The 26,475-nt window shown below is 46.1% G+C and carries 27 protein-coding genes; 13 read left to right on the top strand and 14 right to left on the bottom strand.

Annotation, left to right across the window (positions count from 1 at the left end; translation table 11 throughout):
• Positions 1-372: 372 nt before the first annotated feature.
• Entirely contained in the window at positions 373-1,929 is a 1,557-nt protein-coding gene (locus tag VJL_RS02100) for a DUF3612 domain-containing protein (protein ID WP_080774276.1), read from the bottom strand.
• 174 nt (positions 1,930-2,103) lie between these two features.
• On the opposite strand from VJL_RS02100, the gene VJL_RS02095 reads away from it, so the two are divergent.
• On the top strand, positions 2,104-2,682 hold the full coding sequence (locus VJL_RS02095; protein WP_038868558.1) for an aldolase/citrate lyase/malate synthase family protein: 579 nt from the start codon (positions 2,104-2,106) through the stop codon (positions 2,680-2,682).
• A 103-nt stretch (positions 2,683-2,785) separates the two neighbouring features.
• Here the strand turns inward: VJL_RS02095 and gefA are convergent, their stop codons facing one another.
• The gene (gene gefA / locus VJL_RS02090; RefSeq protein WP_038868575.1) at positions 2,786-3,799 is read right to left on the bottom strand and encodes a diguanylate cyclase GefA; all 1,014 of its coding nucleotides are present in this window, start codon (positions 3,797-3,799) and stop codon (positions 2,786-2,788) included.
• A 298-nt stretch (positions 3,800-4,097) separates the two neighbouring features.
• On the opposite strand from gefA, the gene VJL_RS02085 reads away from it, so the two are divergent.
• Genes VJL_RS02085 through VJL_RS02075 form a run of 3 tightly spaced genes read left to right on the top strand, consistent with a single transcriptional unit; the run spans position 4,098 to position 7,701 of the window.
• The gene (locus tag VJL_RS02085) at positions 4,098-5,450 is read left to right on the top strand and encodes a DASH family cryptochrome (protein WP_038875267.1); all 1,353 of its coding nucleotides are present in this window, start codon (positions 4,098-4,100) and stop codon (positions 5,448-5,450) included.
• Positions 5,450-6,994: a cryptochrome/photolyase family protein gene (locus tag VJL_RS02080; protein WP_038875265.1), complete on the top strand. Its 1,545-nt coding sequence runs from the start codon at positions 5,450-5,452 to the stop codon at positions 6,992-6,994. The genes VJL_RS02085 and VJL_RS02080 overlap by 1 nt, the downstream gene beginning before the upstream one ends.
• Positions 6,994-7,701 carry an SDR family oxidoreductase gene (locus VJL_RS02075; RefSeq protein WP_038875262.1) on the top strand — a complete coding sequence of 236 codons (708 nt, stop codon included), beginning with the start codon at positions 6,994-6,996 and terminating at the stop codon, positions 7,699-7,701. The genes VJL_RS02080 and VJL_RS02075 overlap by 1 nt, the downstream gene beginning before the upstream one ends.
• A gap of 61 nt (positions 7,702-7,762) precedes the next feature.
• On the opposite strand, the gene VJL_RS27650 is transcribed toward VJL_RS02075, so the two are convergent.
• Both VJL_RS27650 and msrB read right to left on the bottom strand, forming a co-directional pair.
• Positions 7,763-7,909: a DUF2256 domain-containing protein gene (locus VJL_RS27650; RefSeq protein WP_005374142.1), complete on the bottom strand. Its 147-nt coding sequence runs from the start codon at positions 7,907-7,909 to the stop codon at positions 7,763-7,765.
• 37 nt (positions 7,910-7,946) lie between these two features.
• Positions 7,947-9,089, bottom strand: a complete 1,143-nt coding sequence (gene msrB, locus VJL_RS02070; protein WP_038875310.1) for a peptide-methionine (R)-S-oxide reductase MsrB — start codon at positions 9,087-9,089, stop codon at positions 7,947-7,949.
• A 185-nt stretch (positions 9,090-9,274) separates the two neighbouring features.
• On the opposite strand from msrB, the gene VJL_RS02065 reads away from it, so the two are divergent.
• From VJL_RS02065 to VJL_RS02055, 3 genes are all read left to right on the top strand, one after another.
• Positions 9,275-9,673, top strand: a complete 399-nt coding sequence (locus tag VJL_RS02065) for an OsmC family protein (protein ID WP_038868562.1) — start codon at positions 9,275-9,277, stop codon at positions 9,671-9,673.
• A 111-nt stretch (positions 9,674-9,784) separates the two neighbouring features.
• Positions 9,785-10,339: a sugar O-acetyltransferase gene (locus VJL_RS02060; protein ID WP_038875258.1), complete on the top strand. Its 555-nt coding sequence runs from the start codon at positions 9,785-9,787 to the stop codon at positions 10,337-10,339.
• Positions 10,340-10,488: 149 nt separating this feature from the next.
• Positions 10,489-10,722, top strand: a complete 234-nt coding sequence (locus VJL_RS02055) for a hypothetical protein (protein WP_038875249.1) — start codon at positions 10,489-10,491, stop codon at positions 10,720-10,722.
• Positions 10,723-10,789: 67 nt separating this feature from the next.
• Here the strand turns inward: VJL_RS02055 and VJL_RS02050 are convergent, their stop codons facing one another.
• Positions 10,790-10,972 (bottom strand): hypothetical protein, encoded by a 183-nt coding sequence (locus tag VJL_RS02050; protein ID WP_005445428.1) that lies wholly within the window; start codon positions 10,970-10,972, stop codon positions 10,790-10,792.
• Positions 10,973-11,103: 131 nt separating this feature from the next.
• Positions 11,104-12,012 carry a LysR family transcriptional regulator gene (locus VJL_RS02045; protein WP_038875245.1) on the bottom strand — a complete coding sequence of 303 codons (909 nt, stop codon included), beginning with the start codon at positions 12,010-12,012 and terminating at the stop codon, positions 11,104-11,106.
• A 149-nt stretch (positions 12,013-12,161) separates the two neighbouring features.
• Here VJL_RS02045 and yjjG point away from each other — a divergent pair, with 149 nt between their 5' ends.
• The gene (yjjG, locus tag VJL_RS02040) at positions 12,162-12,836 is read left to right on the top strand and encodes a pyrimidine 5'-nucleotidase (protein WP_020196620.1); all 675 of its coding nucleotides are present in this window, start codon (positions 12,162-12,164) and stop codon (positions 12,834-12,836) included.
• An 87-nt stretch (positions 12,837-12,923) separates the two neighbouring features.
• Here the strand turns inward: yjjG and VJL_RS02035 are convergent, their stop codons facing one another.
• Entirely contained in the window at positions 12,924-13,415 is a 492-nt protein-coding gene (locus tag VJL_RS02035) for a hypothetical protein (RefSeq protein WP_005442324.1), read from the bottom strand.
• 259 nt (positions 13,416-13,674) lie between these two features.
• On the opposite strand from VJL_RS02035, the gene VJL_RS02030 reads away from it, so the two are divergent.
• Entirely contained in the window at positions 13,675-14,214 is a 540-nt protein-coding gene (locus VJL_RS02030) for an NUDIX domain-containing protein (protein ID WP_038875242.1), read from the top strand.
• A gap of 136 nt (positions 14,215-14,350) precedes the next feature.
• Here VJL_RS02030 and VJL_RS02025 read toward each other — a convergent pair whose 3' ends face one another.
• On the bottom strand, positions 14,351-14,773 hold the full coding sequence (locus tag VJL_RS02025) for a DUF6559 family protein (RefSeq protein WP_038875237.1): 423 nt from the start codon (positions 14,771-14,773) through the stop codon (positions 14,351-14,353).
• A gap of 35 nt (positions 14,774-14,808) precedes the next feature.
• Positions 14,809-15,129, bottom strand: coding sequence for a DUF4377 domain-containing protein (locus VJL_RS02020; RefSeq protein ID WP_038875234.1), 321 nt, complete (start codon positions 15,127-15,129; stop codon positions 14,809-14,811).
• A 260-nt stretch (positions 15,130-15,389) separates the two neighbouring features.
• Between VJL_RS02020 and VJL_RS02015 the strand changes: the two genes are divergently transcribed.
• Complete coding sequence (locus VJL_RS02015) at positions 15,390-15,893, top strand: hypothetical protein (RefSeq protein WP_038875232.1); 504 nt, start codon at positions 15,390-15,392, stop codon at positions 15,891-15,893.
• Here VJL_RS02015 and VJL_RS02010 read toward each other — a convergent pair.
• Both VJL_RS02010 and VJL_RS02005 read right to left on the bottom strand, forming a co-directional pair.
• Positions 15,890-16,741: a DUF3626 domain-containing protein gene (locus VJL_RS02010; RefSeq protein WP_038875308.1), complete on the bottom strand. Its 852-nt coding sequence runs from the start codon at positions 16,739-16,741 to the stop codon at positions 15,890-15,892. The genes VJL_RS02015 and VJL_RS02010 overlap by 4 nt on opposite strands.
• 127 nt (positions 16,742-16,868) lie before the next feature.
• Positions 16,869-18,125, bottom strand: coding sequence for an SGNH/GDSL hydrolase family protein (locus VJL_RS02005; protein ID WP_038875229.1), 1,257 nt, complete (start codon positions 18,123-18,125; stop codon positions 16,869-16,871).
• Between the two features lie 437 nt (positions 18,126-18,562).
• On the opposite strand from VJL_RS02005, the gene VJL_RS02000 reads away from it, so the two are divergent.
• Both VJL_RS02000 and VJL_RS01995 read left to right on the top strand, forming a co-directional pair.
• Positions 18,563-20,938 (top strand): S8 family serine peptidase, encoded by a 2,376-nt coding sequence (locus VJL_RS02000; protein ID WP_038875226.1) that lies wholly within the window; start codon positions 18,563-18,565, stop codon positions 20,936-20,938.
• 9 nt (positions 20,939-20,947) lie between these two features.
• The gene (locus tag VJL_RS01995; protein WP_038875223.1) at positions 20,948-21,310 is read left to right on the top strand and encodes a hypothetical protein; all 363 of its coding nucleotides are present in this window, start codon (positions 20,948-20,950) and stop codon (positions 21,308-21,310) included.
• Positions 21,311-21,396: 86 nt separating this feature from the next.
• Here VJL_RS01995 and phnX read toward each other — a convergent pair whose 3' ends face one another.
• The 3 genes from phnX to phnW all read right to left on the bottom strand — a co-directional run bounded on the left by phnX (position 21,397) and on the right by phnW (position 24,802).
• Positions 21,397-22,212 (bottom strand): phosphonoacetaldehyde hydrolase, encoded by an 816-nt coding sequence (gene phnX, locus VJL_RS01990; RefSeq protein ID WP_038875221.1) that lies wholly within the window; start codon positions 22,210-22,212, stop codon positions 21,397-21,399.
• An 80-nt stretch (positions 22,213-22,292) separates the two neighbouring features.
• Positions 22,293-23,672, bottom strand: coding sequence for an aspartate aminotransferase family protein (locus VJL_RS01985; RefSeq protein WP_038875220.1), 1,380 nt, complete (start codon positions 23,670-23,672; stop codon positions 22,293-22,295).
• A gap of 26 nt (positions 23,673-23,698) precedes the next feature.
• On the bottom strand, positions 23,699-24,802 hold the full coding sequence (phnW, locus tag VJL_RS01980) for a 2-aminoethylphosphonate--pyruvate transaminase (RefSeq protein ID WP_038875219.1): 1,104 nt from the start codon (positions 24,800-24,802) through the stop codon (positions 23,699-23,701).
• A 266-nt stretch (positions 24,803-25,068) separates the two neighbouring features.
• Between phnW and VJL_RS01975 the strand changes: the two genes are divergently transcribed.
• Positions 25,069-26,079 carry a putative 2-aminoethylphosphonate ABC transporter substrate-binding protein gene (locus VJL_RS01975; RefSeq protein WP_038875218.1) on the top strand — a complete coding sequence of 337 codons (1,011 nt, stop codon included), beginning with the start codon at positions 25,069-25,071 and terminating at the stop codon, positions 26,077-26,079.
• The last annotated feature ends 396 nt before the right edge of the window (positions 26,080-26,475 follow it).

Below are 26,475 nucleotides of genomic sequence, written 5' to 3'. Positions count from 1 at the left end.
TACTTAAACGTTGATAGTGCTTTAAACACAGTCAGTGTCTTCCCGCTTTTGACTGATTTTCATTTTAAAGGGGTGTACTCATCAACGAGGCTATTGCTGATAAAGGGATTAGTAGCAATGCTATCTGTAGCATATTTTGCAGTTTTTTGCATTTTGCAAATGCGATTTGCAAAATGTGTGCTCAATAAATCATCAATATGCATCAGGATCGAAGAAAAAATGGTGTTTTAAAAGTTGGCACGCATCGTGCTTTATACAGATTGACCCTTATTAAGCCGAGGGTCACCTAGCCAACTGACGTTGTTAGTGAATACACATTGTTCACAAGTATATACCGCCAATCACCTTTATTGTGATTGGCGTTTTTTCTTTCTATAGGTCAAGAACTTGCACCTCGTCTCCAGTATCTCCTGAATCACCACACTTGTTATAGCAACTCGGTTGTCTTGGACATACCGCGCCTCTTGAACAAATCAATCTTGCTTGAGTTTGAATTCCTCGTTCAATCCAATTGATATTGAGGATCTTAGCTATCGTCGTCAGATCCTTTTTGATGTGCTGTGGAATCACCGTACTGCCCCCTGAAGAGACACACAGCGATTTTAGCTCTTCTGCAATTGCAATCGCATCCCCACCCTGTGCAGAAATAGCCGGGTTGAGGTCAATGCCAGCACAAAGCACGCGATTGTTTCCTGCTGGATCAAATACATTGACTGATTCACAACAGTAGATGCGTGGTTCATTACCAACATTGAGAATCGAGATCTGTGCTGAGCTGGTATCTAGCGGCTGTGACAGACGACGGAAGACTGCCCAGTGTTGACAAGGGTCATTCACTTTGCGCATGTTCCCCCAAGGGAGTGGAATACCATTACCACGATAAACCGCTTTGAGCTTACCTGGTCCATAAGCATCAAAGTAATGCCAATGTGGGTACGGCGATACCACCGTCATGCGGCGCATTGCGACAGAAGGGGAGACGCCCGCTTTTTTGTGAACATCGATTTCATAACCTGAGCGATCGAGTAATTGGCGAAATGGCACTTTTGGACAGAGTAATGCACCGGCAAAGAAACTCGACTCAAAATCGCGCCATGCCTGGAGGATATCTTGAGAGTTTAGCTCTGAGTTCGACACCGGGCTGTCTGTCTGTTCCCAATTGTTCTGGTGACCAATAGAGAGCACATTGCTCATACCATCACTGCTGTGTAGCACCCTGTGACCAATATACACAGCCAAGTCGTACTTTAAGCGAGTGGGGTAATCACGCATTCGTTTATTCAGGTAAATCGTGCCAGGGGCTTCCATAAAAGAAGTCACGAGTTGTTTGGCGCTGACCCCCAGTTCATCAACCACATCTTGAGGGGCGCGATCAATCCAACGAATGTCCAATCCCAAGCTTTTGGCAATGTCGATTAAGTCTTCAACCGATAGATTCAAACGTTTTAAGCCGACTTCTTCTGCCGCTCTTTCTAAGTCTGGAAAGTGGTTTTGATGATTTTCTTGGTGAGCACGAATCAAAAGATGAGCAAACTGACGCCCAGTGATACCTGTTTGGGAGAGCATCTCTGGTATCGCGATTTGCAGGATATCGTTAGAGAACAAGAAGCTGGGTTCGAGCGCCATCCCGTTAATGCCGCCACGGTTGCCTTTATTGGGCGTGATGGCTTCGAGCTCTGGCTCATCGTCCAAAAACCAAGCGGGTTCTTTTTGGAAAACTTCGGCGATCACTTCCAACATATCGATGCTCGGTACGCGTTTTCCACGTTCGATCATCGATAGGTAAGAAACGGAAGGCGCGTACTCTGGATTTATCCTTACACAACGCGCAGACAAATCCTCCATCGTTAAATGGTTGTTTTTCCTTAGGTTGCGAATTTTCGTACCCAAGAAATGAGATTGGCGGATAAGACTTTTTGACACAGACATTTTGTAAAATTCACATTGTAAAATTTTTGTTGTGAAATTGTAGTCAATATTTCGCTAGTCTACATACTGAGCAGGCAAGGAAATTAACCATCAACTTCACAAATTTGCCTGAAACTTAAACAGAGGTTTTAAGTTTTTACTCTAGGAAGAGTGTTTAAGTGAGAGGAAACGACGATGAATATGCTGAACTTCGATAAAAAAGACATCCAAGAACAACAACGCCCAATTATCGCTGAAGCCGTATTTGCCGTCGAGGCGGTAAGTGCTGAGCAGCAAAGCGAAAAGCAAATTAAGGCGAAGCAACTACTAGACCGAATGTTCCCACTAGAGAATGGGTCACACCAAGATGTATCCAGTTACGTTATCGACTACCGTCACGTAATGGCTTACTTCAAAGACGGTACGCACAGTGGCCTTAAAAGTCCAAAGCACTTCGTAGCGTACACTGGTGAGAAAGAAGATCCGAAATCGATTCTGTTTAAAGACGAATCTGGAAGCCACGCTGAAGTGCTGTTTGGTTGTCACAAAGGCACAGGTTGTGTTGAGTTGATGGACATCGACGATATCCAACTAGAAACCCGTACCACGTTTAGCCCTGAGCTGACGGGTAACGCCCCAACAGCCATGCGTCATTGGATCAGCTTGATCAAAGGCGACAAAAAAGGCAAACCAATGGCGTGCAGTGAAGATAAAGAATTTACCGCGAAAAACGGTGAAGATTACTTCTTAAGTTACTGCTACAGCATTGACTGATGCTTTAAGAAGCGAAAAAAATAACGATCCAGCCCAAGAAAGCAAAACCCCAAGCACGTGCTTGGGGTTTTGCTTGAGTGTTTTATTTACCGGGAAATCAGTCTTACAGCGGCATGACACGGTTGCGGCCGAGTTGCTTCGCTTCATAAAGTTGTTTGTCGGCTTTGTTGACCAAGCTTTCTGGCGTGTCGCCAATTTCAAATTCCGCAACTCCAAATGAGGCAGTAATACTGTGCACTTGGCTACCTGAGCGTTTGTCGCGGACACGCAACTTCTCAATCATTCGTCTCAACGTATCCGCGTATTGACGAGAGATTCTCAATGATTTGTTTGGCACAATCACCGCAAACTCTTCTCCACCAAAACGGTAGGCACTGATGCCATCTCGACAGCTTTGTTGTAAGCGACGCGCAATCGCTTTGATCACCGTATCACCGAATAAGTGACCATAATTGTCGTTAAATGCTTTGAAATGGTCGATATCAAGCATAATCAGTGTCATTGCCTGTTTGCTGTCAATCAGCATACGTAGGTCGTTATCGAAGGCACGACGATTATACAGCTTGGAGAGGCCGTCAAATAAGGCGTCTTTCTGTACTTCAGCAAGCTGATTTTTGAGACGAGAAATTTCTTCGCTCGCATTGGTCAGTTGGCTGTTGAGAAACTTGGTTGAATGGCGAATTTCACGAGACTCAACAACAAGCTGTCGTACAACATTCATGACTTCTTCAATGCTGAGGCTGCTGTCTTCGACTTTCTCTAGCTTATTAAAGCTTTTGTCGACCATGTCAGAAAAGGAGGACGTATCAGTGATGGTGTCTGTCATAGAGCTGGAGACCTCACCCAACAGCACTTCTACGTTGGTTTTAAGATCTTCTATGCTGGTCTCTGCTTTGCTTGCTACATAGTTGTTGTAGAGCAGTTTGTGCATAGCAGGAGGGCATACGTCGTAATTTTCCAGAACCATATCCATTTCTTGGTTCAACTCTGGAATGGTCTTATCTACGTAGGTATACCAAAGCGCGTAGTTGGCTGGTGTTGCCGCTACGTGGTTTTTGATCATTAAGGGCACCGCTTTTTTTAAATTAGCGGTCGATTTTTTAAATTCGTCGGTCATTTCTGCGGTGTTACAAGCAAAATGCAATTGGGCTAAGGGTAACGGATATAAAACAATATCGCTTTAATTTTTGTCATTTTTGTACGGTTTTTTTAAAAAACTTGAGCGAATAATCAAACGGTTTCATGAATTCTTACTTAATCTTTCATAACTTATAAATTTATCCATAACATTTTGTTTACTAAAGAAGTTTGTTTGATGAAGATTTCAGCAATCTAAATGATGCGATGATCGTGACCAATGGTGATGCGTAAAACTTGGCATGCACATAACAGAATAGAGTAGTAAGGAGCGTCACTTGAACAAGACTATAGGATTGTATTGGTTCACCAACGATTTGAGATTGCATGACAATCCGCTCCTGCTCCGAGCATCTGCTGAGGTCGAAGAGCTCATTTGTATATACTGCTATCCAAAAATGTCGCCCTACCTAAAGCAATACGCACAAACTCCGGAATTTGGGTCCGCCAAACAACAGTTTTTGGACGAGTCACTGCATTGCCTCAGCTTGTCTTTGAATGCACTTAATCAACGTTTACAGGTCGTTGACTTACCTCCTTACCAAGCAATCAAATATGTTACTGACAAGCTTGATGTGACCCATCTCTTTGTAGATGCGGTCTCTGGATCAGACGAACAAGATGTGGTCGATAAGATTCAAGCACAAGCGCCGCATTTGGCTATTGTCCAAAGTGAAGTTCGCAGCTTGTTCTGTGTCGAAGATTTACCGTTTGAGCTTGAGGCGCTTCCTGACACCTTCACCAAGTTCCGAAAAAAGGTTGAGAAACTCGCTCTAGCTGAACCTGTAGAAGCAATAACAACGTTGCCTACGCTGCCAGACGAACTCGCACTGCCGACGTTGAGTTTGACCCGCGATGTCCAGCCAAGCCTGTTTACCGGCGGTGAGCGAGCAGGGCTTGAACATTGTCGTCAGTATTTTGCTTCAACACTAGCAAGCGAATATAAACAAACGCGTAACGGTTTAGATGGCATGGATTACTCCACCAAGTTCTCTCCTTGGTTAGCTCATGGGGGTCTTTCTCCGAAAACCATTTATGCCATGTTGAAACGTTATGAAGCCGCGAATGGCGCAAATGATTCAACCTATTGGATTTACTTCGAACTGCTTTGGCGTGAATACTTTTATTGTTATGCCCGTCGATACAAGCGGCAGCTCTTCCGATTCGGTGGCATCCAAAATCAAGCACCACTCACCAGCTATTACGCGCACCGTTTCCAGCAATGGAAGAAAGGTGAAACGCCATTTCCTATCGTGAACGCGTGTATGCATCAGCTTAATGAAACCGGTTATATGTCGAATCGTGGTAGGCAGTTAGTCGCCAGTTGTTTAGTGCATGAGCTTGGCCTCGATTGGCGTTATGGCGCGGCGTACTTTGAGTCACAACTGGTTGATTACGATGTGGCATCAAACTGGGGAAATTGGCAATACCTAGCAGGCGTTGGTGCTGATCCGCGTGGTTCACGACAATTCAACCTTGAAAAGCAAACCGAAATGTACGATCCGCACATGGAATTCATCGATAGGTGGCAAGGTCGTTGTGCTGGCGCGCATTTGGATAGTGTAGACATGGTCGATTGGCCGATTGTGATGGGCAGCAGTGACAAAGCTTCGTCATCGGGGAAACCGTAATGCAATTTGAAACCGTACGATTGATCTTGGGCGATCAACTCAACAGTGAGCACTCTTGGTTTCAGCAACCGGATGAGCAAGTGCTTTACCTGATTGCGGAGCTCAAGCAAGAGAATACTTACGTCACGCACCATATTCAGAAAGTTTGTGCGTTCTTTTCTGCAATGGAACAGTTTGCGAAAGAGCGTCAGAGCGAGGGGCATCAAGTTTTGCATCTCACGTTGGATGACACACAATCCTTCGACGATCTTGAGCAAGTCTTGCAACACTACGCGAGCGAGGTTGGTGCAAGTAAGTTTGAATATCAACGCCCCGATGAATACCGTTTACTAGAGCAGTTAGCCAAACTAAAGCTTGATGGGGTTGTGACGCGTTGTGTCGATTCGGAACACTTTTTGTTGCCGTTTGAAGAAATAGAATCGCAGTTTCCTCAAGGCAAACACATTATGATGGAGCACTTCTACCGCCGGATGCGAAAGCGCTTCGACATCTTAATGCAAGACGGAAAACCCGTCGGCGGAAAATGGAATTACGATGCCAACAACCGTAATAAGCTTAAAGCCAAAGACATTGAACAACTGCCACAACCTTTGATGTTCAGTACCGACGTCCGCGGCATTGTTGAGCGGTTGGCAGAACATGACATCAAAACCATCGGAAATCTCGAAGGGGACTTGTTGTGGCCGATTAATCGCGCGCAAAGCTTGTCTTTACTCGCGCATTTCTGCCAAGTCTGTCTACCGTTGTTCGGCCGTTTTCAAGACGCCATGACAGGTCAGCACGATGCTAAGTGGAGCTTGTATCACAGTCGAATTTCATTCTCGCTCAACAGCAAATTGCTGCACCCGAGAGAAGTCATTGATGCATCACTCAAGGCATTTCATTCCAACGCGGACATCGACATTTCTCAAGTCGAAGGGTTTATTCGCCAAATATTGGGATGGCGAGAATACATCCGAGGCGTCTACTGGGCGAATATGCCTCACTACCCGAAAAAGAACGAGTTGGACGCAGAAAGAAAGTTGCCGGACTTCTTTTGGAATGGCGAAACCAAAATGGCTTGTATGCATAATGCGATTGGTCAGTCTCTCGATTACGCTTACGCACACCACATCCAACGCTTGATGGTCACTGGCAATTTTTGTTTGCTAACCGAAATCGACCCAGACCAAGTGGATGAGTGGTATCTCGGTATCTATGTTGATGCGATTGAATGGGTCGAAATGCCTAACACACGCGGCATGGCATTGTTTGCGGATGGCGGCATTGTTGGCACCAAACCTTACGCGGCGAGTGGTTCTTACATCAACAAAATGAGCGATTACTGTAAGGGCTGCCATTACGACAATAAATCGCGCAGTGGAGAAGGCTCGTGCCCGTTTAACAGCTTGTATTGGCGCTTTATGAACAAGCACGATAAGCGTCTCGCAACCAATCCACGAATCGGGATGATTTTCCGCTCTTGGGACAATATGGAAGAAGAAAAGCGGAATGCGATATTACAAACCGCAGAGCATTATATGAAAAACTTGGAGAGCTTGTGATGGACATCCTGATTGTTGGTGGCAACGGTGGCATTGGTTTAGCGATGGTTCAAGAAGCCACTTTGCGGTTCCCTCAAGCTCGTGTGCATGCCACTTATCGTAAGCTGCAACCAGATTGGCAACACCCAAATGTAATTTGGTATCGAGTGGATGTATCGCAAGACGAGCAGGTAAAAGCGTTCAGTGAGCAAATTGAACATGTCGATTGGTTGGTGAACTGCGTTGGTATGTTGCACACCCAAGAGAAAGGCCCTGAGAAGAATCTTAATTCGCTCGACGCAGACTTTTTTCAGCAAACCATCACGGTTAATACTTTGCCAAGTTTACTGTTGGCGAAATACTTCACGCCCAAGCTAAAGCGCAGTACTGCACCTAAGTTTGCGACCATTTCGGCCAAAGTTGGCAGCATTAGCGATAATCAGTTAGGTGGTTGGTACAGCTATCGTGCATCGAAAGCGGCGTTAAACATGTTCCTCAAAACCATGTCGATCGAATGGCAAAGAATGGTAAAACATGGCACGGTGCTGTCACTTCACCCTGGCACCACAGATACCGCTTTGTCGGCACCTTTTCACACCAATGTCCCAGAAGGAAAGCTGTTTACACCAGAGCGAGTCGCTAAGGATCTATTAGGCTTGATAGAAAAAGCAACCCCTCAAGATAGCGGGGCGTTTTGGGCTTATGATGGGACGTTATTGCCTTGGTAAGAGAACGCATACAAACGTTAATACAAAGGAAATAGCGTTCTCCAGAGAGGGTCGGAGTGACCTACGTTTTCGTTGATTTATTTCTTCGGCAACGCTCAGAGCAATAAACGATTTCCTCCCAATTTCGCGCCCACTTCTTTCTCCAAGAAAATGGGCGCTGACAGACCGGACAGACTTTCATGGGAAGGTTGGATTTAAAACCTTTCATTGCGCTGAATGTTCACTCCTAATTTGGTTACAACTAGCTACTTATCAAATAGGTACAGATAATCGCCGTAGCCTAAACTCGCCATCTTGTTCGCTGGTACAAACTCCATTGCGGCTGAGTTCATGCAGTAACGTAATCCCGTTGGCTTAGGACCATCTTTAAATACATGACCAATATGCGAATCACCAAACTTACTGCGGATCTCGGTGCGCGGATAAACCAGTTTAAAGTCGGTTTTCTCTACGATGTAGCCTGGGTTAATTGGTCTCGTAAAGCTTGGCCAACCTGTGCCCGATTTGTACTTATCCGTTGACGAGAACAAAGGCTCACCAGTGACGATATCAACGTAAATGCCTGCTTCTTTGTTATCCCAATACTTGTTGTTAAAAGGACGCTCCGTACCTTCTTCTTGTGTCACGTAGTATTGAAGCTCAGTCAATTTAGCTTTGATTTCTTTGTCTGAAGGCTTTTCGTACACCTTCACTTTCGTCACTAACTCTTTTTCGTTGATAAGTTCACGCAGCGTTTTTGGGTTGTCTTTACGATCTTCACCAAACACTTCGTCGAGGTACTTATCGCGACCTGATGCGTAGCGGTAGTATTTGTACTTCAGGCTACTCTTCTTGTAGTAATCCTGATGGTACGACTCCGCAGGGTAGAACTTTTCAAACTCGATCAGTTCTGTTTTCAACGGTTTTGGATAGATCATCGCCTTGTCGATTTCCATCATAAATTGCTCAGCAATCTGTTTCTGCTCGGCGTTATGATAGAAGACCGCTGGGCGATATTGAGGGCCACGGTCGACGAATGAGCCTTTGTCGTCAGTCGGGTCGATATGGCGGAAGAAGTAGTCCAGCACTTGTTCGTAGTTCACGACGGCAGGATCGTACTTCACCTCAATCACTTCAATATGGCCTGATTTACCAGAAGAGACTTGTCGATAAGTTGGGTTTTCTAAATCACCACCTGAGTAACCAGAGACAACGTCTAACACGCCGGGCAATTGTTCTAAATCTGATTCCGTACACCAGAAGCAGCCACCTGCGAGTGTTGCGATGTCAGTTTTACCAGATGCGTTCATCTTATCCATGGTATCGGCCGTACCTGTTTTACTTAGCAAGATGAACAGTACAGGGAGTGTGAATGAGAAGCCCACCAATAGCTTAGATACTTTCTTCATAACTTCCTCAAACGTCATTTTTCTCAATGAATGTTACGTAAGAAGACAGAAGTAAGAGCGAAAAAATTGCAGTGATTACGAAAAATTCTTTGCCCTTTCTCACAACAGGGCTACAGTAACGGCACGAAACAAGCGCTCATTGGTAGAAGGTTTCCGATGAGGCAAAAGCAATAATGAGGGAAACCATGCAAGCAGAAGTAAAATGGGTCGAAGACTTTAAATTCCTCGGTCAGTCTCAATCTGGTCACTCAGTCGTGATGGATGGCAATGGCGGTGCAACGGCACCAAGCCCAATGGAAATGGTATTGATGGCTGCTGGTGGTTGTAGCTCTGTGGACGTTGTTGATGGTCTAAAAACAGCAGGTCAGAAAGTGGCTTCTGTCAACGCGAAACTCACCACGGAACGCCGTGAAACGGCTCCACGTATCTTCACTCAGGTGAACATTCACTTTGAAGTATCTGGTGAAACACTGGACCCAGAAATCGTAGCTAAAGTGGCGGCGGACTCATTAGAAAAATACTGCTCAGTATGTCTGATGTTGGGCGAAGGCGTTGAGATGACTCACAGCTGGGAAATCGTATAACCCCGACGTGATACAACGACAAAATAGGAAAGAGAAAAGCCCGTGCTTTTCTCTTTTTTTATTCCTCTTTTACGCTAATCTATCGAGGTCAAAAGTTGTAGGAATGATCCAGTGACCGAATTAGAAAAAATGATGTCTGGCAAAGTGTTTAACGGTACAGACGAAGAGATCGAAGCGATCCGTACTCACGCAACTCATGCGTTGAAGGCCTTCAATAACAATACCGACGAATCTCTACGTGATGCTTTGCAAAAGGATCTGTTTGGTAAAGTTGGGATGAGTATGATCCGAGCGCCATTCCATTGTGAGTTTGGTAAGACGATTGAAATCGGTGAAGAGACCTTCATCAATATGAATGTCGTCATGCTTGATGGGGCCAAAATCACCATTGGTAGCCACGTACTTATCGGCCCTAGTGTGCAACTTTACACGGCATCACATTCGTTGGATTACCGTAGCCGACTTAAGTGGGAAACGTTTTGTAAACCAATCACCATTGAAGATAGTGTTTGGATTGGTGGCAACTCGGTGATCAACCAAGGGGTAACCATTGGTGCTCGCTCAGTCATTGCCGCTAACTCAGTGGTAAACAGCGATGTTCCACCAGATTGTCTATATGGCGGTACGCCTGCCAAATTGATTCGTCGCTTAAACGAGGACGAGTAATCACACATACTCACGGCGCTTATTCCCATAATCAATAAGCGCTTGTTTACATATCGGTTTCATTAATTTATAAATCTCAAATGCTTATATCGAAAGCTATGACGTTTTTAACGAGAATGAATTCACCCGTTTGAAGTTTAGGGGTTGATATGTCAAATAAGACGGAAGTTATTATGTGTCCTTCGTGTGGTGTGGAAACGCATCATGTCGTGGTGTTGGTCAGAAAGAAAAGTGCTTTTGAGGGAGATAAGAATCGTAGTAAGAAGGAGTTCATTTCTGGCTTTCTAAAAAGCACAGTATTTGGTGCTTTCCTTGCTTCTATGGATGACTTCTCTCGTCATCTAATCTGCGAAAACTGCGGAAATAAAATCATTCAAGATTGAGCGTAGTAACTCTCCTACTAATCAAAAAAATGAGCTCGGGTGTAGAGCTCATTTTTATCGATGTTTTTTAAGAATGGAAGATCACTTGCTCGTCTTCTGTCATTACAAGCGTCGCTTTGTTTTGCTCGATAAGCTGAGCTGCGTAAGAGGGCGTTACGGCTTGAATCTCGCCTTTTGCTTTTAGCGTCAGCGATTCCCACGCTTGGTCACGATATTTACCCGCTTGGGTGTATTGAATCAGTACTTTCATAGCTTCACACTCCGGTGTGGTTGACGTGCTACTTAAGTTAGCGCTCCAATGCTGGTTGCGCACCTGTTAAAAATGAAACATTAGATTAACCAAATGTTATTGCATCAAATGTGATGAAGTATTAGAACCTATTAATAGCGATCCCAATACGGTGTATCAGTGCCTAGCTTTTCGCTGATAAAGTCGATGAACACACGTACTTTCAATGGCATGTGTTTGCGCTCTGGAAACACCGCATAGATGGCATGCTCAGGAAGGGAGAACTCTTCCATCAGCGGTTTTAAGTTACCGGATGCAAAGTCTTTCGCGGCGATGAAAGTCGGTAATTGCGCGATGCCAGACCCTCTTAATAGCAACTGGCGAATCGCTTCACTGTTGTTGACCACAAAGTTGCCCTTCGGCAGCACCTTATATTCGTTACCACTGTTGATGAACATCCACTCGACACCGCCTCGGAAATACGAATAACGCAAACAGTTGTGCGTCACCAAGTCGCTTGGTTTGGTTGGTACGCCAAACTCTTTTAAGTATTCGGGAGAGGCGCACAGTACGCTTTTACACGGAGCAAGGCGCTTAGCGACAAGGTTCGAAGTCGCAAGTTCGCCAATGCGAATCCCCAAGTCAAAGCCTTGTTCGACCAAATCCACCATGGCGTCTTCTAGCTGTAAATCGACCTCAATTTTCGGATAACGTGCAAGAAGTTCGCTGATAAGTGGTGCAACGTGCAACACACCGAAAGACATGGGTGCAGTGATTTTGAGCCGACCTTGGGGTGAGCCTTGCAGCTCAGAAACGGCATCGACACCTTGTTGAGCTAAGTTGACTGCTTGTGAAGCGTACTCGAAGTATCGACGTCCAGCCTCGGTTAGGCTGAGCTTTCTCGTAGTGCGATTAAGCAAGCGAATGCCGAGGTCATCTTCGAGTTGATTAATGCGTTTGCTTATCGCCGATTTAGTCAGGTTTAACTGCTTGGCGGCAAGGGAAAAGCTGCCGCATTCGACGACAGCGACAAATACTGGCAGTGACGCAATGGCATTCACGGCGTGCTCCTAGGTTATTGGGGTTATCTATTATTAATTTTATTGTTGAGAAAAACGATACAATCATTTTCCAATTATAGAGATTATCTTCAAGAAGAAAACAATTAGACTATGCGGCAGAAAACGACCTGGATATTGGAAAGAAGAAAATGAAATACGATTGGATCTTGTTTGACGCTGACGAAACCTTGTTTCACTTTGATGCCTTCAAAGGTTTGCAGCTGATGTTTTCTCGCAAAGGCGTAGATTTCACCGAGCAAGATTTTGCCCACTACCAAACGGTCAACAAGCCACTTTGGGTAGATTACCAAGATGGTAAAGTGACGGCAGATGAGCTCAAGCACAAACGCTTTACTGAGTGGGCAGAAAAGCTCAATACCACAACGGCGGATCTTAACACTGCATTCTTAGAAGCGATGGCAGACATCTGTACTTTGTTGCCGGGTGCGAAAGAGTTGATGGAAGCGCTGCAAGGTAAAGCCAAAATGGGCATCATCACCAATGGTTTTACCGAGCTGCAAGCGATTCGCCTAGAACGTACAGGTATGAGCGATTACTTCGAACATGTGGTGATTTCTGAGCAAGTTGGTATTGCTAAGCCGGATCTGGGTATTTTTGAATACGCGATGACGCAAATGGGCAACCCATGTAAGACGCGCGTATTGATGGTGGGTGACAACCTGCATTCCGATATCTTGGGTGGTAACAACTTTGGCATTGAAACGTGTTGGCTGAACACCACAGGTGCAAGTGTAGATGAGCGTATTGCACCAAGCTACACGGTGGAATCGTTGAACGAGCTTAAGAACATCCTTGTCGCTTAAGCTTAAGTGAACAAACAAAAAAAGCGCTGATTTCTCAGCGCTTTTTGGTTTCTATCGATGCTGTTTTGTGTTCATCGATCTTGCTTATTAGCTAGCGTTGTTTTCCGCCAATTCACGTTGTGCTTGTTGTTCTTTCTCACCAAGTTTGAAGTAAATCTTACCGACGATGACTTCTGAAATCAGGATAGTAAACACCACCGCAAAGAAGGCGACGACACCGTTCCAAGGACCACTAAAGTCAACCTTGTCACCGAACAGAATGTTAATGGCTTCTAGCATCACGAACTTTGAACCGACCAAGATAACGTAAGTCGAGATACCACGGTAAATCTTAGGTGCCGTACCCGGCTTCGATTTAAAGTACTCTGCGATTTTGTGTTCCGCTTTAATAGACAGCTTCAAGAGCAACTGAAGCAGCAATGCCGCGGCGAAAGAAATCGTAAATGAATCAATGGTTACGAAATCCCAATATTCGTCATAGAAGTTCAGTACCGTAAGGTCTACCAATACCGCCAAGGTATAACCAACAAACAGACGTTGTGGAGTGTTGAAACCGTAGACTTTATCCGATGCGCTCATAAGAACCCTCAATCAATAATGAACAAGTTTGCAAAGCCATGCCTTGCGTCGATGGGTTAACTATATGAGTTCCTCGAACTGAAAACTTGCCATTTCGCGCCATCGTAATCATTGCGATGAATGATTGTTTTGATTGGATATATTGAATACCAATAAGCGCGTTGAATTTGAAAACCGTCTACAAACTGACATGCAAACAGCGTTAGAATGGCTTCTAATCCAATAACTAATTTCGAAGAATCAAGCAGTAAGGACTCTCATGGCAGACATCAAGCAGCTCGACAGCAAAATGGTGTATCAAAACAAATGGATGACGGTACGTGAAGATAAAATCCAACGCCCTAGCGGAGCAGAAGGCATCTACGGTGTGGTCGACAAGCCAGACTGTGCGGCGATTCTGGCTATCGATAACGGCGTGATTCACTTAGTACAGCAATTTCGTTACACCGTAGGGCAACGTTGTTGGGAAATCCCACAAGGTGCTTGGGAATCAAATCCAGATGCGGATCATCTTGAGCTAGCAAAAGGTGAGCTTCGAGAAGAGACGGGTATGCAAGCCAATAAGATGGAGTACGTTGGTGCGCAGTTCATCGCTTATGGATTCTTAAACCAGACTTGCCATGTGTACTTCGCGAGTGAGTTGTCTGAAGTAGGCAATCAGCTAGACAGTGAAGAGGAAGACTTGATCACACGCTCGTTCCCAGTTGAAGCGTTCGAGCAAATGATGATAGATGGTGAAATCAAAGACTGCGTCACCATCGCCGCTTATGGTTTGGCGAAATTGAAAGGCTTGGTGTAAGCAAAACGAAGCTACTAAGTTACCCAAGGTGATAAGCTAAAGGCTCGCGATGAGCCTTTTCGTGTTTAATATTGAGATGACTTAGCGCCGCTTTATATTGCCTCAGGTGCTTATCGCCACAGATGCTGGCGTGATGCTATTCACCGCCACCATCCCCACTGCCGTCTCCTCCAAAGTCTCCGCCATCAGCATCGAAATCATCCGAATCGGTAGCGGGCTGTTGTTTGTGGCTGTCTTGAATCTCCGCGTAAGTCAGTAAAGCACTGACGCTCACCAGATCCGTCGCTTGGTCAAACAAAGCAAGTGAGACTTCTGATTGGAAGTCAGCATGTTCACCTAGCTCTTGGCTTAGGCCCATCGGCACGTAAGTGGCTTGGCTAATCAACATGCCGTATGCGATCAGGGCAAAGGCATCATCTGTCTTGCCATTTTCTTTCAGCGCCCAATCGATCTCTTCCTTCGAGTAATCTGCTTTCTCACCATACTTGAGTGCTAGTTTTGGCGTGATGTCCTTTGCGACCTCGCGAATTTGGCGGTTTCGTTTCCAATTTCCAAACATAAAACTTCCTTTTCTATGGGTGGTGAACGTTATGGTTATCGCTTCTCTAACACTTCAATCAGCTCATATCGATACAAGCTCGCATCGGCTGGTGCATTCTCTGGGGTAAATCGCTGAGTGCGTTTGATTTTTAAGGTGTACTCGGAACCTGATTCAAATTCAAAACCGTCGATTTGATCATAGAAGTAGTTACCATCGACCACCATGCATTTCATTGGTCCGACACCCACACAATCCACCAGTTCTGGACCTACATTAACGGTCATGAGTTTTGCGGTGTCATCGGATTCGTGTTGAGCACAGCCAAATAGCGCTGCTGCCATCATAGGCAACATAACATAGCGTTTTAGATTCATTATTTGCTCCTTAAAGGGTTACTAAATCATCATAGCAAGATTGACGAAAAGTGATGGTAAACCCGCGATAAAAAAGATAAACCCAAGCTGATAGTTTTTGCTTGTGTCTGTCTCGAAATGCTGTTTGTAGAACCCGACACTGTGCATTCTCGTTGTAGAGACGATTACTCATCGGGAAAAGGGATTGAGAGGATGAGCTTGAACTTTGCGATGGTGGCTTTATAGTACTCTATTCACAAACCTTTTGGCGGAGCAGTAACGTGAAATTATTGGCAGATAAAACGGGTGAGCAGTTCTTGCAGATTTTAGATGAACAAGGTGACGCGCTAACGGTGCAATTCATCTCCAATGAAGGTGAGCCAAAAGGACAACCATTCAAAGATTCTCTAAAAGGGCTGAAGTTGGCTGGATGGTCTCATCGAACAACGTCGACTGCGATTGGTATCTCTCGATTCAAAAAGGGTTATCTAGAGGATGCACATGTGAGCTTTGCGCTGCATCGTTTGTATCCTTTGGGACGCAAAATAAAACTGCCAAGCGGCGAGATTGTGCAAATCGCCAGTTACGCCAATACCCACGCAGATGGCTATTACATGTTTGTTCGCCGCGATGATGAGCAAGAGTTGGTGCGCATGAAGATGTCACCAGATTGGCTGTTAATGCCATCAGAGAAGTTACTTGCTCTGCCGTATTATCCGCGTCCTCGTACTCAACAAGAGCTTAACGTGATCGATGATTTCGACAAATGGGCTGGTGGCTTTTAATCCCCAGTCTGTCGATAATCAAACCCAAATCGCGCTAAGTAGTGCCAGACTTTTTTCAAATCTTGCTCGTCAAACGCTTTTGCTTTTACTGCTTCACCAATAATGCGTGGCGTTAGCATGCCATTTTCTGCAACCTGATTTGCGATGTCTAAAATGGCTTGTCCTCGATAATCTGGATAAAGATTGATGTCTTCTATTGAGACACAAAAACCACTGTGCCAACGAATTTCAACTGGTAACTCACGAGCGTAACCTTCTACCTCAGTGCCTTTAAATGAAGGATCGAGCACCAAGACTTGAATATCTTCCTCTAAGCGCAAATCGCCGTGGATTTGAGTTTCGATATAGGCGTCCAACCTGTCTGGCGCTTGTGCGTTTAACTCATCCAACAAGGGTTGAATGCGTTCAATGGTGGCAAAGTGCTCTGGCTCGAAGAAGCTATCTGGATAACAGAATGTTGCTCGTTTGCTGATCTCTGGTTTCAATAAGAAGTAGCTCGAACCAAATCTTGGTGAAGCGCCAACTTCTGAACCTGAGAAGTTTAACGCGCCATACTTTGGGCGTTGATTTGGTTGGCTATTGTCGTAAACACTATCAAACACGCGTTGCTCCCAACGCCAACGCTCCCCTCCTTCGTAAGCCGTCAGTCCGCCATTGCTTGTACCGGTTTCAAATTGGGATTTGAGCTTGCCATCTTGGGCTATTGCTTTAAGTAGCGGTTCGCCCTTAGAAGTGGTTCGATCGGGATGAAAGTTGATGGTCACTGCGAAAGGATGTGACTGCGCTACTCCTACGGATTTCGAGCGAATCACATCAAGAGCGCGTTGAGTAAATGGATGATCGAGCACGACATTGACCTCTGGTTTTTCTTTCAACTTACCGAGTTCAGCCTGCTAATTCAATCTCAGACTATGAATGTAAAGAGAGATTTGGAGGACAGAACCTCTCAACATTTGAGAGGTTCTAATAGACCGCTTAGAAAGGGTGGTTTGATAGCTGATCACTGCTTTCTAACATCTTCTCTGCTACGTAACGATGCGTGGCCGTGGTTGGGTGAGTCACATCCCAGAATACAAACTTGTCTGAGCCCGAAGAGGCACACTCAGAACGTAGCGAATGTTTGTACAAGTAGTCTGCTGCCGATGAGCGATTGATGTCTTGGCAGGCTTGGCTTGCATTTACAAACCCATGTTGCTCAGGGTTTGCTGTTAGGCCTTCAAACAGTGCATGAGTATCGTGCAATGTGATGTTTAAACCTTGCGCTGAGTAGTAATCAGCTTGTGCTTTGATAAATTCGTTCATCTCAAGAATTTTTGCTCGAATAGTTGCGATCTCTTCTTGAGTGGAATACTTAAACTGAGGCGCATACGTGGCATCGGGTAGCGTCATCAGGAGAAAGTTTTCTGCGCCTGCATCCGTCAGCTTGATCAAAGCTTCAGCGTAGTCTGATTTTACCTCTGGAACGCTGCGGTTATAGTTCATAAAATCATTCAAACCGAATTCAAGGGTAAATAAGGTATTGGCTGGTTCGTAGTTTTTTGCCAATTTCGCATACGCCAAGTAAGAGGAAACTTGCTCACCCACTCCTGTCAGAGCGATGTATTGGTTTTCACCCGCAGCGCCACCTACAGCCCAGTTGTAGAGCGGTAGGTTCTTCGCTTGAGCAATGTACTCTGTCCATACAAACCCGTTAGAGAAATGCCCTAAGAACCAGCTATTCGGATTCGGGAAGCGCCATTGTGATGCGTTAAAGATGTTGCCCGTGTCCGACAAGCTATCGCCCAACGCGACCACTTTGTTGATCTGAACTGGCTGCATTACAGGATCGTTACTCCAGATCGAATGATTGTATGACCAACGATTATCAGCGGCAAAGAAAGTGATATCGGCGTTTTCATTCGCTAGATCGAGCGTTTCTTCACAACGTTGTTTGATAACATTTTGTGGCGTATCGGTATAGAACATGTTTTTGAATGAGAGTGCGTTCCACCAATAACCGTTAATAGTGAAGTAGCTGCCATCTGGGTTTTCTGCCCATTCCCAATCAGTTGCTGGGTCATCGTGTGAATAACTAGTTCGATACCAGCAGCGAACGTATGTGTAAGTTTGCTTGTCTTGTGTGCTTCTTACTTGTGAAGCACTGATCATCTCCGGAGACAGTGTTGATTCGGCAGCGTGAGCAAGATTGAGTGGTAGTAATAATGCACTAAGTAACGTAATGGTTTTGTTCATGATTCACTCTCTATAATGATTATCGTCATGATTTAGATGAGAAGTTATCTCATCAACTCTCCTCATTCTGGGTAAATACGCTATTCAGTCAAATATCTAATTATTCAAATTGTCAATTTTGGTACCGCAATCGTATTTCAATAGATTTGGTAAATAGAACAATTTTATAAAATCTAGAATAATTACTCACCAACATTAATTTAACATGCACTTTTCTTGTTAATAAGTAATTGCTTTATAAGTAAATTGGTTGATTTTGAATGTTCACCATTTCTGTTTATTAAATGATCTTTTATTAACAATTATGTATTCATAAAATGAATTGTTTGGATTTTTTAACAAATAACCTATAGCTGAATAACTCATGTTAATGAGGTTTGAATGACTTTTCATGAGTAAAAAGTGAATAAAAATCAGCTCAACAAGGAATAGAGCAAATGCATCACACAACAACTAAATTAAATGGCTTGTTTTCATTGTCTGCCGTTGCAGTAGCACTGACATTTTCGATGTCAGCGCATGCGGCTCCTCTAACGGGGTTCGACGAATCTAACTTGCCGACTAAATACATCGTCAAATTTAAAGAAGATACGTCCAGTCCCTCAGCATTGGGTGGGAACTCATTCTGGGGGCCACGCATCGCGCAAGAGTCGGTATTAGATCAGCTCAAAGCGCGTAAAGTGGAAAAGCTAGGAAACCGCGCGATCTACAGCGTGGAGATAGAAGACTCGGAATTGGGGCAATTGCGTAACCGCAGCGATGTGGAATACGTTGAAATTGACCCACCGCGTTATCTGTTAAGTGAGACTATCCCTTGGGGCTATGAGGCGGTGAACGCTCAGCTTCTGGATGACTCGAATGCAGGGAATCGCACCGTGTGTATCATCGACTCGGGTTACGATCTGGCGCACAACGATCTGAGTGGTAACCGAGTGTCGGGTACAAACGACAGCGGTACAGGCTCTTGGAGTGTTCCGGGGAACAACAACGCTCACGGTACACACGTAGCAGGTACGATTGCCGCGATTACCAACACGGAAGGCATCAAAGGCGTTATGCCAAACCAAAATGTGAATTTGCACATCGTTAAGGTGTTCAATGAAGCGGGGTGGGGCTACTCATCCAGCTTGGTGAAAGCGGTACAAACTTGTGCTGACAACGGCGCGAACGTCGTCAACATGAGCCTTGGTGGTAGCCAGTCGAGTGTGACGGAGAAAAACGCGTTGCAAACTATTTATGATCAAGGCGTGCTGCTGATTGCTGCTGCGGGTAACGATGGTAATACTGCACATAGCTACCCAGCGTCTTACGATTCAGTAATGTCGGTTGCGGCAGTGGATGATAAGCGTGATCACGCGGCGTTTTCTCAAGCGACAGACCAAGTTGAAATCGCAGGTCCGGGTGTAGCAATTCTGTCTACGGTGACAGTGGGCGAGGGTAAGCTTTCAGACATTCGCTTGAACGGTGTTAGCCAGTTCGATCGTGGCATCGTTCCTCACAACCGCTTGATCCAATCGGGCGGCAGTTACGGTCCTGATCCAGTAGCCGGTTCCATCACGGCGACACTAGCAAGCTGTGATGTATCCGGTAGCAGCTTCAGCTGTGGCGATATGTCGGGCAAGATCTGTTTGACCGAGCGTGTGAGTAACCAATCACCGGGCAACTATCCAGAAATCGATGCAGTTCAAGCGTGTTACAACGCAGGCGCAAGTGCGGCGATTGTGTACAGTAACTCTGAGCTACCGGGTTTGCAGAATCCTTTCCTTGTCGATCAAAACAACGCAGCGCGTATTGTGTCTGTAACGGTTGATCGTGCCTTCGGTCAGGAACTGTTAGGCTATGTTGGTCAAGACATCACGGTATCGACCACAAAAGGTGAAGATTACGAGTACTACAACGGTACTTCGATGGCGACGCCACACGTAACTGGTGTTGCAGGTTTAGTGTGGAGTTACCATCCAACCTGTACCGCAGCACAAGTACGTAACGCACTGATCAAGACAGCAACGGACATCGACGTAACAGGTCGTGATAACCGCACAGGTCATGGTCTTGTGAATGCTGAAGCAGCGAAACAATACCTAGACGCTGGCTGTAATGGTCCAGATGGCGGTGGATCTGGCAACGACAACGTTCTAGAAAATGGCGTGGCGAAAACGCAGCTTTCTGGCGGCAGCAAATCAAGCACAGTATTCGTGTTTGACGTCCCAGCGGATGCAACGCAAGCGACATTCAACATGAGTGGTGGTTCTGGTGATGCTGACCTTTACGTACGCTTTAATGGCACACCAAGCACCAGCACTTACGACTGTCGTTCATGGGCGGGTGGTAATGGCGAAAGTTGTAGCTTGAACGTATCTGGCGCAGGGCAATATGAAGTATTGGTTTACGGCTACAGCGCGTACTCTGGTGTTTCTCTTGTTGCAGCGCATAACGGTTCGGGCGATTCATCAGGTGGCGGTTCTGCACCTTCTAGCTACACCAACTCGAATGCAGTAGCGATTCCTGACAACAGCTCTGCAGGTATCGTAAGCCCATTAGATGTGGCTCGCTCTGGCGATGCAGGTTCAGTGACTATCGACTTGGATATCACTCACACCTACATTGGCGATCTTCGTGTCACGCTAACGTCACCTGACGGTGGTCAAGTAGTACTGCACGACAATGCGGGTGGTGGTGCAAACGACATTAAAACCAGTTTCCAAGCGGATTTCTCTGGTTTTGAATCACAAGGCACATGGGAACTTAAAGCGGTGGACAATGCCAGAAGAGACACAGGCACCATCAACAGTTGGACTCTGACCTTTCAATAAGGAGTGACTATGAAGAAGTTGACCTTACTTTCTTTGTCTGCGGTAGGCGCTACCGCACTATTGGCAATCGGACTGAGCTCAAGCAGCTTGGCAAACAATCAAGGATTTCCTCTCGTGGATGAACGCCAAGATCAAGCCGAGCAGCAACCTGCACGTTACTTTGTTAAGTATCATGAAGGAAAAGAGAGCGAAGTGAGAGCGCTTCTTCGTCAGCACAACATTGAAGTGGTCGACGCTCTGGTGAAACAACACGTGTTGATTGTGGTGGGTGAACAGGCGGAAGTCGATAAGCTCGCGGATCAAGATGCGGTCGAATACACCGAGCAAGAGCCGACAAGGAAGCTGCTATCTAATGGAAGTACGCTTCAATAAGCCAAAGCTCCTTAAGATAGTGCCAAAAAGAAAAACGCCCCTCACGTGAGGGGCGTTTGTTTTCATTTATTGGTGGAAAATGAAGACTACGGACGCTCACCTGCCGCTAGGCGACGTTCGATATCTGCAACCACTTCTGGGAAGTCAGCAATGGTGTCGATGAGGTAATGCGGCGAGCTCATGAGCAATTTTGCACGCGCTTTTTCACGAGCAGCATTAAGTGTTGTTTCGTCCGCAGCTTGGTATTCCTCAAATGTCAGACCCGCTTCGTTACCAGAAAGCAGCAAACCAACGGTCCACATACCTGCGTTGTGACCTTCGTCGATGCCCGGTGCGGCGTCATCCACTTTGATACACGCATTAACGTCGGTAACATTCAGCTCAATCACATTCTTCAGTGCCATAAATGGTGCTGGGCGACCACCTTGCGGCAGGTCATCCGTTGCTACTACGTAATCCGGTTTGTAGCCGTAATCCGCAGCCACAGGAATCAGCACATCCATCACTTCGCGAGGGTAACCAGAACAAGAACCGATCTTGATGCCTTTGTCTTTCAGACCGTTCACAACTTCAATCGCATTAAGGATTGGCTCTGCATGGTCAGCCACTTTTGCTTTTTGCAGCGGCATGAATGCTGCGTAGATAGCGTCGATGTCTTCGCTGGTCATTGAGCGACCGAACTTCTCATTCCAACGCTTATCAACGGCAGAAATACGACCCACAGCTTGGATGTGATCCCACTTGCCAAGCCCCATTGGTTCGCGCGCTTCCTCAAGATCGATATCGAAATCAAAGCCTTGTTTGAACGCTTCCACAAAGATACTGGTTGGCGCAAAAGAGCCGAAATCGACGATAGTGCCAGCCCAGTCAAAGATCACTGCTTGAATTGGTGAGTTGCTCATGTTCAATCCTTTTTCTTGCTTGCCAGAGCGCTTGCCTACACGTTGGAACCGCGCTCTGGGTAAATTGGTTTTTGTTGAGGTTAGAAGTAGTTAAAGTCTTTACACACTTTGGCGATGGCTTCTTCGAAGATCGCCAACGCTTCTGTCAGTTGTTCGCGAGTGATGATCAGCGGTGGGCTGAGTTGAATCACGTTACCTTGCGATACCTTGAAGCTCACGCCATTGTTGAGGCATTGGTACAACACAGCTTCCGCTTCGTCATACGCGCGTGCTTTGCTCTCGTGGTCGGTGACCAGTTCAATGCCCCACAACATGCCGATGCCACGAACATCGCCAATCACAGGGTACTTGGCTTTCATCTCTAGCAGCTTTTCACGCATGAACTGGCTGTCGGCTTTGGCTTTATCTAGTAAGCCGTCTTGCTCAATAGCTTCCATGGTTGCTAGTGCTGCAGCACAACCGATAGGGCTTTTCTCATGAGTGTAATGACCCATGGAGATTTGCTCGGCAGTGTTGTATTTGTCTTTAGTTACCATGGCTGCGATAGGCACTAAGCCTCCGCCCAAGCCTTTACCGATACAGAGCATATCTGGCTCGATGTCGTAGGCTTGGTAGGTAAACCATTCACCGCTGCGACCCATGCCATTCGGGATGTCGTCGATGATCAGCATGACATTGTGTTTGTCGCAGATTTCACGGATGCGTTTCCAGTAGGTTTTGCTCGGCACTTGTACGTCGGTATTACGAACTGCTTCTGCGATAAACGCGCCCACGCCGCCTTCTTTCTCAATCACGTATTCAAGGTAGTCGGCGTAATGCACGTCGCTGCCGTCCGCGACAGGGAAAGCACCACGGTAAGATACGGCTGGTGGAATGCGCTCAACACCTGCCATTAATGGTCCCATGCCTTGACGGAAACACGCTTCGCCGCCCACTGAGATGGCATCCAACGATGCGCCGTGGAAAGAATCCCACAGAGACACCACCTTGTAGTTGCCCGTGATGTGGCGCGCTAGTTTAAGTGCCATGCCCACTGCAGATGTGCCACCCGGTGCAAACAGCACGCGATTCAATTCACCGCCACAGATTTGGGTGAGCTTTTCAGCACATTCAATCGCTGTCTCGTTGGTAAAACGACGTGGTGAAAACGGCAGTTTGGCAATTTGTTCTTGCACGCGTTTAATCACATGCGGATGACCATAGCCCAGCTGATGGACGTTATTGCCATGAAAGTCCATGTACTTTTTGCCGGTGGCATCTTGGACGTAGATGCCTTCTGCTGCTTCCAAGGTATCTAAGCAAGGCGTCGACATGGCTTGATGAAGAAAGACCTCCGAATCACGCTTCAATAATGCTTGCGTGCGTTCGTCGTCCATCGATGCATTCCAAGCTTGGCGCGCTGGTGTTGTGTTGACATCGCCTTCGCTGCGGAAATGGGTCGGTTTGATATTCTGAGTCATAACGCTCTCTCAATCAGAAGGCTGCTTTAAGCAACTTGCCAGTACATTGCTTTTTCAATTGCACCGATTAAGCGCTCGATATCTGCTGGGTAAACTTCGCCAATGTTGCCGATACGGAAGCAATCTGCGTTTGATACTTTACCCGGATAAATCACGAAGCCTTGCTCTTTCAAACGCGTGTAGAACGCTTTGAATTGGTAATCACTGTGCGTCGGAGAGTAGAAAGAAGTGATGATTGGCGAGTGTAGGTCATCACTCAGTAGTGGTTCGAAACCCAAAGAGCGCATACCAGCAACCAGTGTTTTCTGGTTAGTCTGGTAGCGGTCGTGACGGGCTTCGATTCCGCCTTCTTGTTCTAGCTCTAACAATGCTTGGTAGAAAGCTCGAACCGTGTGCGTTGGAGATGTGAAACGCCATTTGCCGTGGTTCACTTCCATGCAGTGCCACTGGTCGTAAAGATCAAGGCTCAAAGAACGTGCCTGACCTTGGCACTTTTCTAGCTCAGTTTGTTTCGCAATCACAAAGCCAAAGCCCGGCACGCCTTGAATACATTTGTTTGCAGAGCTGATCATAAAATCGATGCCTAGCTCAGCAATATCGATAGGAATGCCACCAAAGCTCGACATGGCATCGAGAATCACTACTTTACCGTGTGCTTTTGCCGCAGAAGCAAACGCCTCAATTGGGTTGAGCATGCCAGTGGTTGTCTCGCAATGAACAATCGCCACGTGTGTGATCGCAGGATCCGATGCCAATGCAGTTTCCACCTCGTTCAAGTGTGGCTGTGATGTTTCGCCTGGGGAAACTACATGGCATGGAATATTTAGATAATCAGCGATCTGAGCGATACGCGCACCGTAAGCACCGTTGTCGACAACCAACAATTTTCCATCTTTGCCAATGGCACTGCCAATCGTTGCTTCTACTGATGCGGTGCCGCTACCTTGCATTAGTACGCTGGTGTAGCCGTCTTGCTCCGTCGCCAGTTTTACAAGCTTAGTGCGGATCACTTCTACGATGTCTTTGTTGTATTCATCATCCCAAGTACACCAGTCTTTTAGCATGGCTTCACGTACTGTTTCAGAAGTAGATAGAGGACCTGGAGTCAGTAGTAGGTATTCGTTTTTCATCTCGATTTCCATCAGAATAGGCTAATTGGTCTACACCAAATTTCGAGTTCACTCTAGCGAGGAAGAAAAGGGCAGTAAATAGGCGAATATCCAATTTCATAAAACTTTAATATCCAGAAAATGGCGGATCAATTGAACGATTATTCAGCGCAAATTTTCGTAAAACTGCCATTTAATGGTCATGATTTCGTCACAAAGGCTCAGTAGGGTGTATATCGTCAACTGGTACAGACCAAATGAAAACTTAGCCAAATTAACTGGAGAAAATGATGAAAAACCGTTTGATGAAAAGATCGCTGGCTGCACTTGTCTCTCTGCTAGCTACGAATGCAATGGCAGCACAGGAAGTCACGGTTTACACCGCTTTCGAAACTGACATTCTTGCGAAATACAAGTCTGCGTTTGAGAAAGATAACCCAGATATCAAGATTAAGTGGGTTCGCGATTCAACCGGTATCATGACGGCGAAGTTGCTGGCAGAAAAGAACAACCCTCAAGCGGAAGTGGTTTGGGGTCTTGCTGGCTCGTCAATGGCACTGCTTAAAGATGAAGGTCTTCTTAAGCCTTACACACCAAAAGGTTTGGGAGAGCTGCACGCGAACCTAAACGACCCTCAATCAAACCAAGCTTGGTTTGGTAACGATGCGTTCTTTAACGCAGTTTGTTTCAACGAAGCGGTAGCGAAACAACTTAACCTACCGAAACCAACGTCTTGGGGAGACCTAACAAAGTCGGTTTACAAAGGTCACATTGCAATGCCGAACCCAGCTTCTTCAGGCACTGGCTACATGCAGGTTTCTGCTTGGCTACAAAACATGGGAGAAGATCAGGCATGGAACTACATGCGTGACTTAGATAAGAACATTGCACACTATACGCACTCGGGCTCTAAACCATGTGTTCAAGCGGGTATGGGTGAAGTGGCTATCGGTATTTCGATGGCAAGCCGCGGCGCGAAGCTGAAAACACAAGGTGCACCACTAGCGGTAATCACACCAAAAGGCATCGGCTGGGAATCAGAAGCCGTTGGTCTAGTAAAAGAGTCGGATGCAGCGAAGCGTGTTGTCGACTGGTCAATCTCTAAAGCAGCAAACGAGCTTTACGTAGAAATGTACCCAGTGGTTGCACATAAAGAAGTGAAAGCGACCGTGTCTAACTTCCCGAACGTTCAAGAGAACATGGCGAAGATGGACTTCGCGCAAATGGGCAGTAAGCGTGCAGAAATCCTAGCTGCATGGTCTGAGAAGTTCGACGCGAAATCAGAGCCAAAGTCTTAATTGAATTTGCTTTGAATATTGAAATCCACCTCGGTTGAGGTGGATTTTTTGTTTTTAGAAGAGGCGAGAGTCAAAAGCCTTAAAGCAGCAACCCCACCTAACCTCCCCTTGTATCAAACTTTGAAGATCTCAATACATCGAGCTCAAAGGGGAGGGACAGGTTCTGCATTCGCGAAAAATTCAATTCAAAATGCAACATCACAACGCGTTTCGAGTAGATTCTAAATACTCGCCTAGGCTCTTTCAGAATGACGTTGGGAAAGCACAGAGCTCACCGCGGCAAAGAAAACTCTCCCCCTTGATAACCACATTCAAATGCTTGGCAAACAATGCTGATAAAAGGGGGAGTTGGAGGGGGTTGCAAGCACCTAACTCAACGTAAAACAACCCCCACCT

This window comes from Vibrio jasicida CAIM 1864 = LMG 25398 (assembly GCF_000400365.1).
Lineage (GTDB): Bacteria > Pseudomonadota > Gammaproteobacteria > Enterobacterales > Vibrionaceae > Vibrio > Vibrio jasicida.
Note: the sequence above shows the minus strand (reverse complement) of the source record. Positions and strands in the feature narration are given on the sequence as shown.

Coding starts and splice junctions, on each gene's coding strand:
- VJL_RS02020 (WP_038875234.1), bottom strand. CDS start 15,129: ATGAATCTAAAACGCTATGTTATGTTGCCTATGATGGCAGCAGCGCTA.
- VJL_RS02000 (WP_038875226.1), top strand. CDS start 18,563: ATGCATCACACAACAACTAAATTAAATGGCTTGTTTTCATTGTCTGCC.
- phnW (WP_038875219.1), bottom strand. CDS start 24,802: ATGAAAAACGAATACCTACTACTGACTCCAGGTCCTCTATCTACTTCT.
- VJL_RS02030 (WP_038875242.1), top strand. CDS start 13,675: ATGGCAGACATCAAGCAGCTCGACAGCAAAATGGTGTATCAAAACAAA.
- VJL_RS02050 (WP_005445428.1), bottom strand. CDS start 10,972: ATGAAAGTACTGATTCAATACACCCAAGCGGGTAAATATCGTGACCAA.
- VJL_RS02080 (WP_038875265.1), top strand. CDS start 5,450: ATGCAATTTGAAACCGTACGATTGATCTTGGGCGATCAACTCAACAGT.
- msrB (WP_038875310.1), bottom strand. CDS start 9,089: ATGAAGAAAGTATCTAAGCTATTGGTGGGCTTCTCATTCACACTCCCT.
- VJL_RS01975 (WP_038875218.1), top strand. CDS start 25,069: ATGATGAAAAACCGTTTGATGAAAAGATCGCTGGCTGCACTTGTCTCT.
- VJL_RS02005 (WP_038875229.1), bottom strand. CDS start 18,125: ATGAACAAAACCATTACGTTACTTAGTGCATTATTACTACCACTCAAT.
- VJL_RS02075 (WP_038875262.1), top strand. CDS start 6,994: ATGGACATCCTGATTGTTGGTGGCAACGGTGGCATTGGTTTAGCGATG.
- VJL_RS02100 (WP_080774276.1), bottom strand. CDS start 1,929: ATGTCTGTGTCAAAAAGTCTTATCCGCCAATCTCATTTCTTGGGTACG.
- VJL_RS01995 (WP_038875223.1), top strand. CDS start 20,948: ATGAAGAAGTTGACCTTACTTTCTTTGTCTGCGGTAGGCGCTACCGCA.
- phnX (WP_038875221.1), bottom strand. CDS start 22,212: ATGAGCAACTCACCAATTCAAGCAGTGATCTTTGACTGGGCTGGCACT.
- VJL_RS02025 (WP_038875237.1), bottom strand. CDS start 14,773: ATGTTTGGAAATTGGAAACGAAACCGCCAAATTCGCGAGGTCGCAAAG.
- yjjG (WP_020196620.1), top strand. CDS start 12,162: ATGAAATACGATTGGATCTTGTTTGACGCTGACGAAACCTTGTTTCAC.
- gefA (WP_038868575.1), bottom strand. CDS start 3,799: ATGACCGACGAATTTAAAAAATCGACCGCTAATTTAAAAAAAGCGGTG.
- VJL_RS02095 (WP_038868558.1), top strand. CDS start 2,104: ATGAATATGCTGAACTTCGATAAAAAAGACATCCAAGAACAACAACGC.
- VJL_RS02035 (WP_005442324.1), bottom strand. CDS start 13,415: ATGAGCGCATCGGATAAAGTCTACGGTTTCAACACTCCACAACGTCTG.
- VJL_RS01985 (WP_038875220.1), bottom strand. CDS start 23,672: ATGACTCAGAATATCAAACCGACCCATTTCCGCAGCGAAGGCGATGTC.
- VJL_RS27650 (WP_005374142.1), bottom strand. CDS start 7,909: ATGAAAGGTTTTAAATCCAACCTTCCCATGAAAGTCTGTCCGGTCTGT.
- VJL_RS02065 (WP_038868562.1), top strand. CDS start 9,275: ATGCAAGCAGAAGTAAAATGGGTCGAAGACTTTAAATTCCTCGGTCAG.
- VJL_RS02055 (WP_038875249.1), top strand. CDS start 10,489: ATGTCAAATAAGACGGAAGTTATTATGTGTCCTTCGTGTGGTGTGGAA.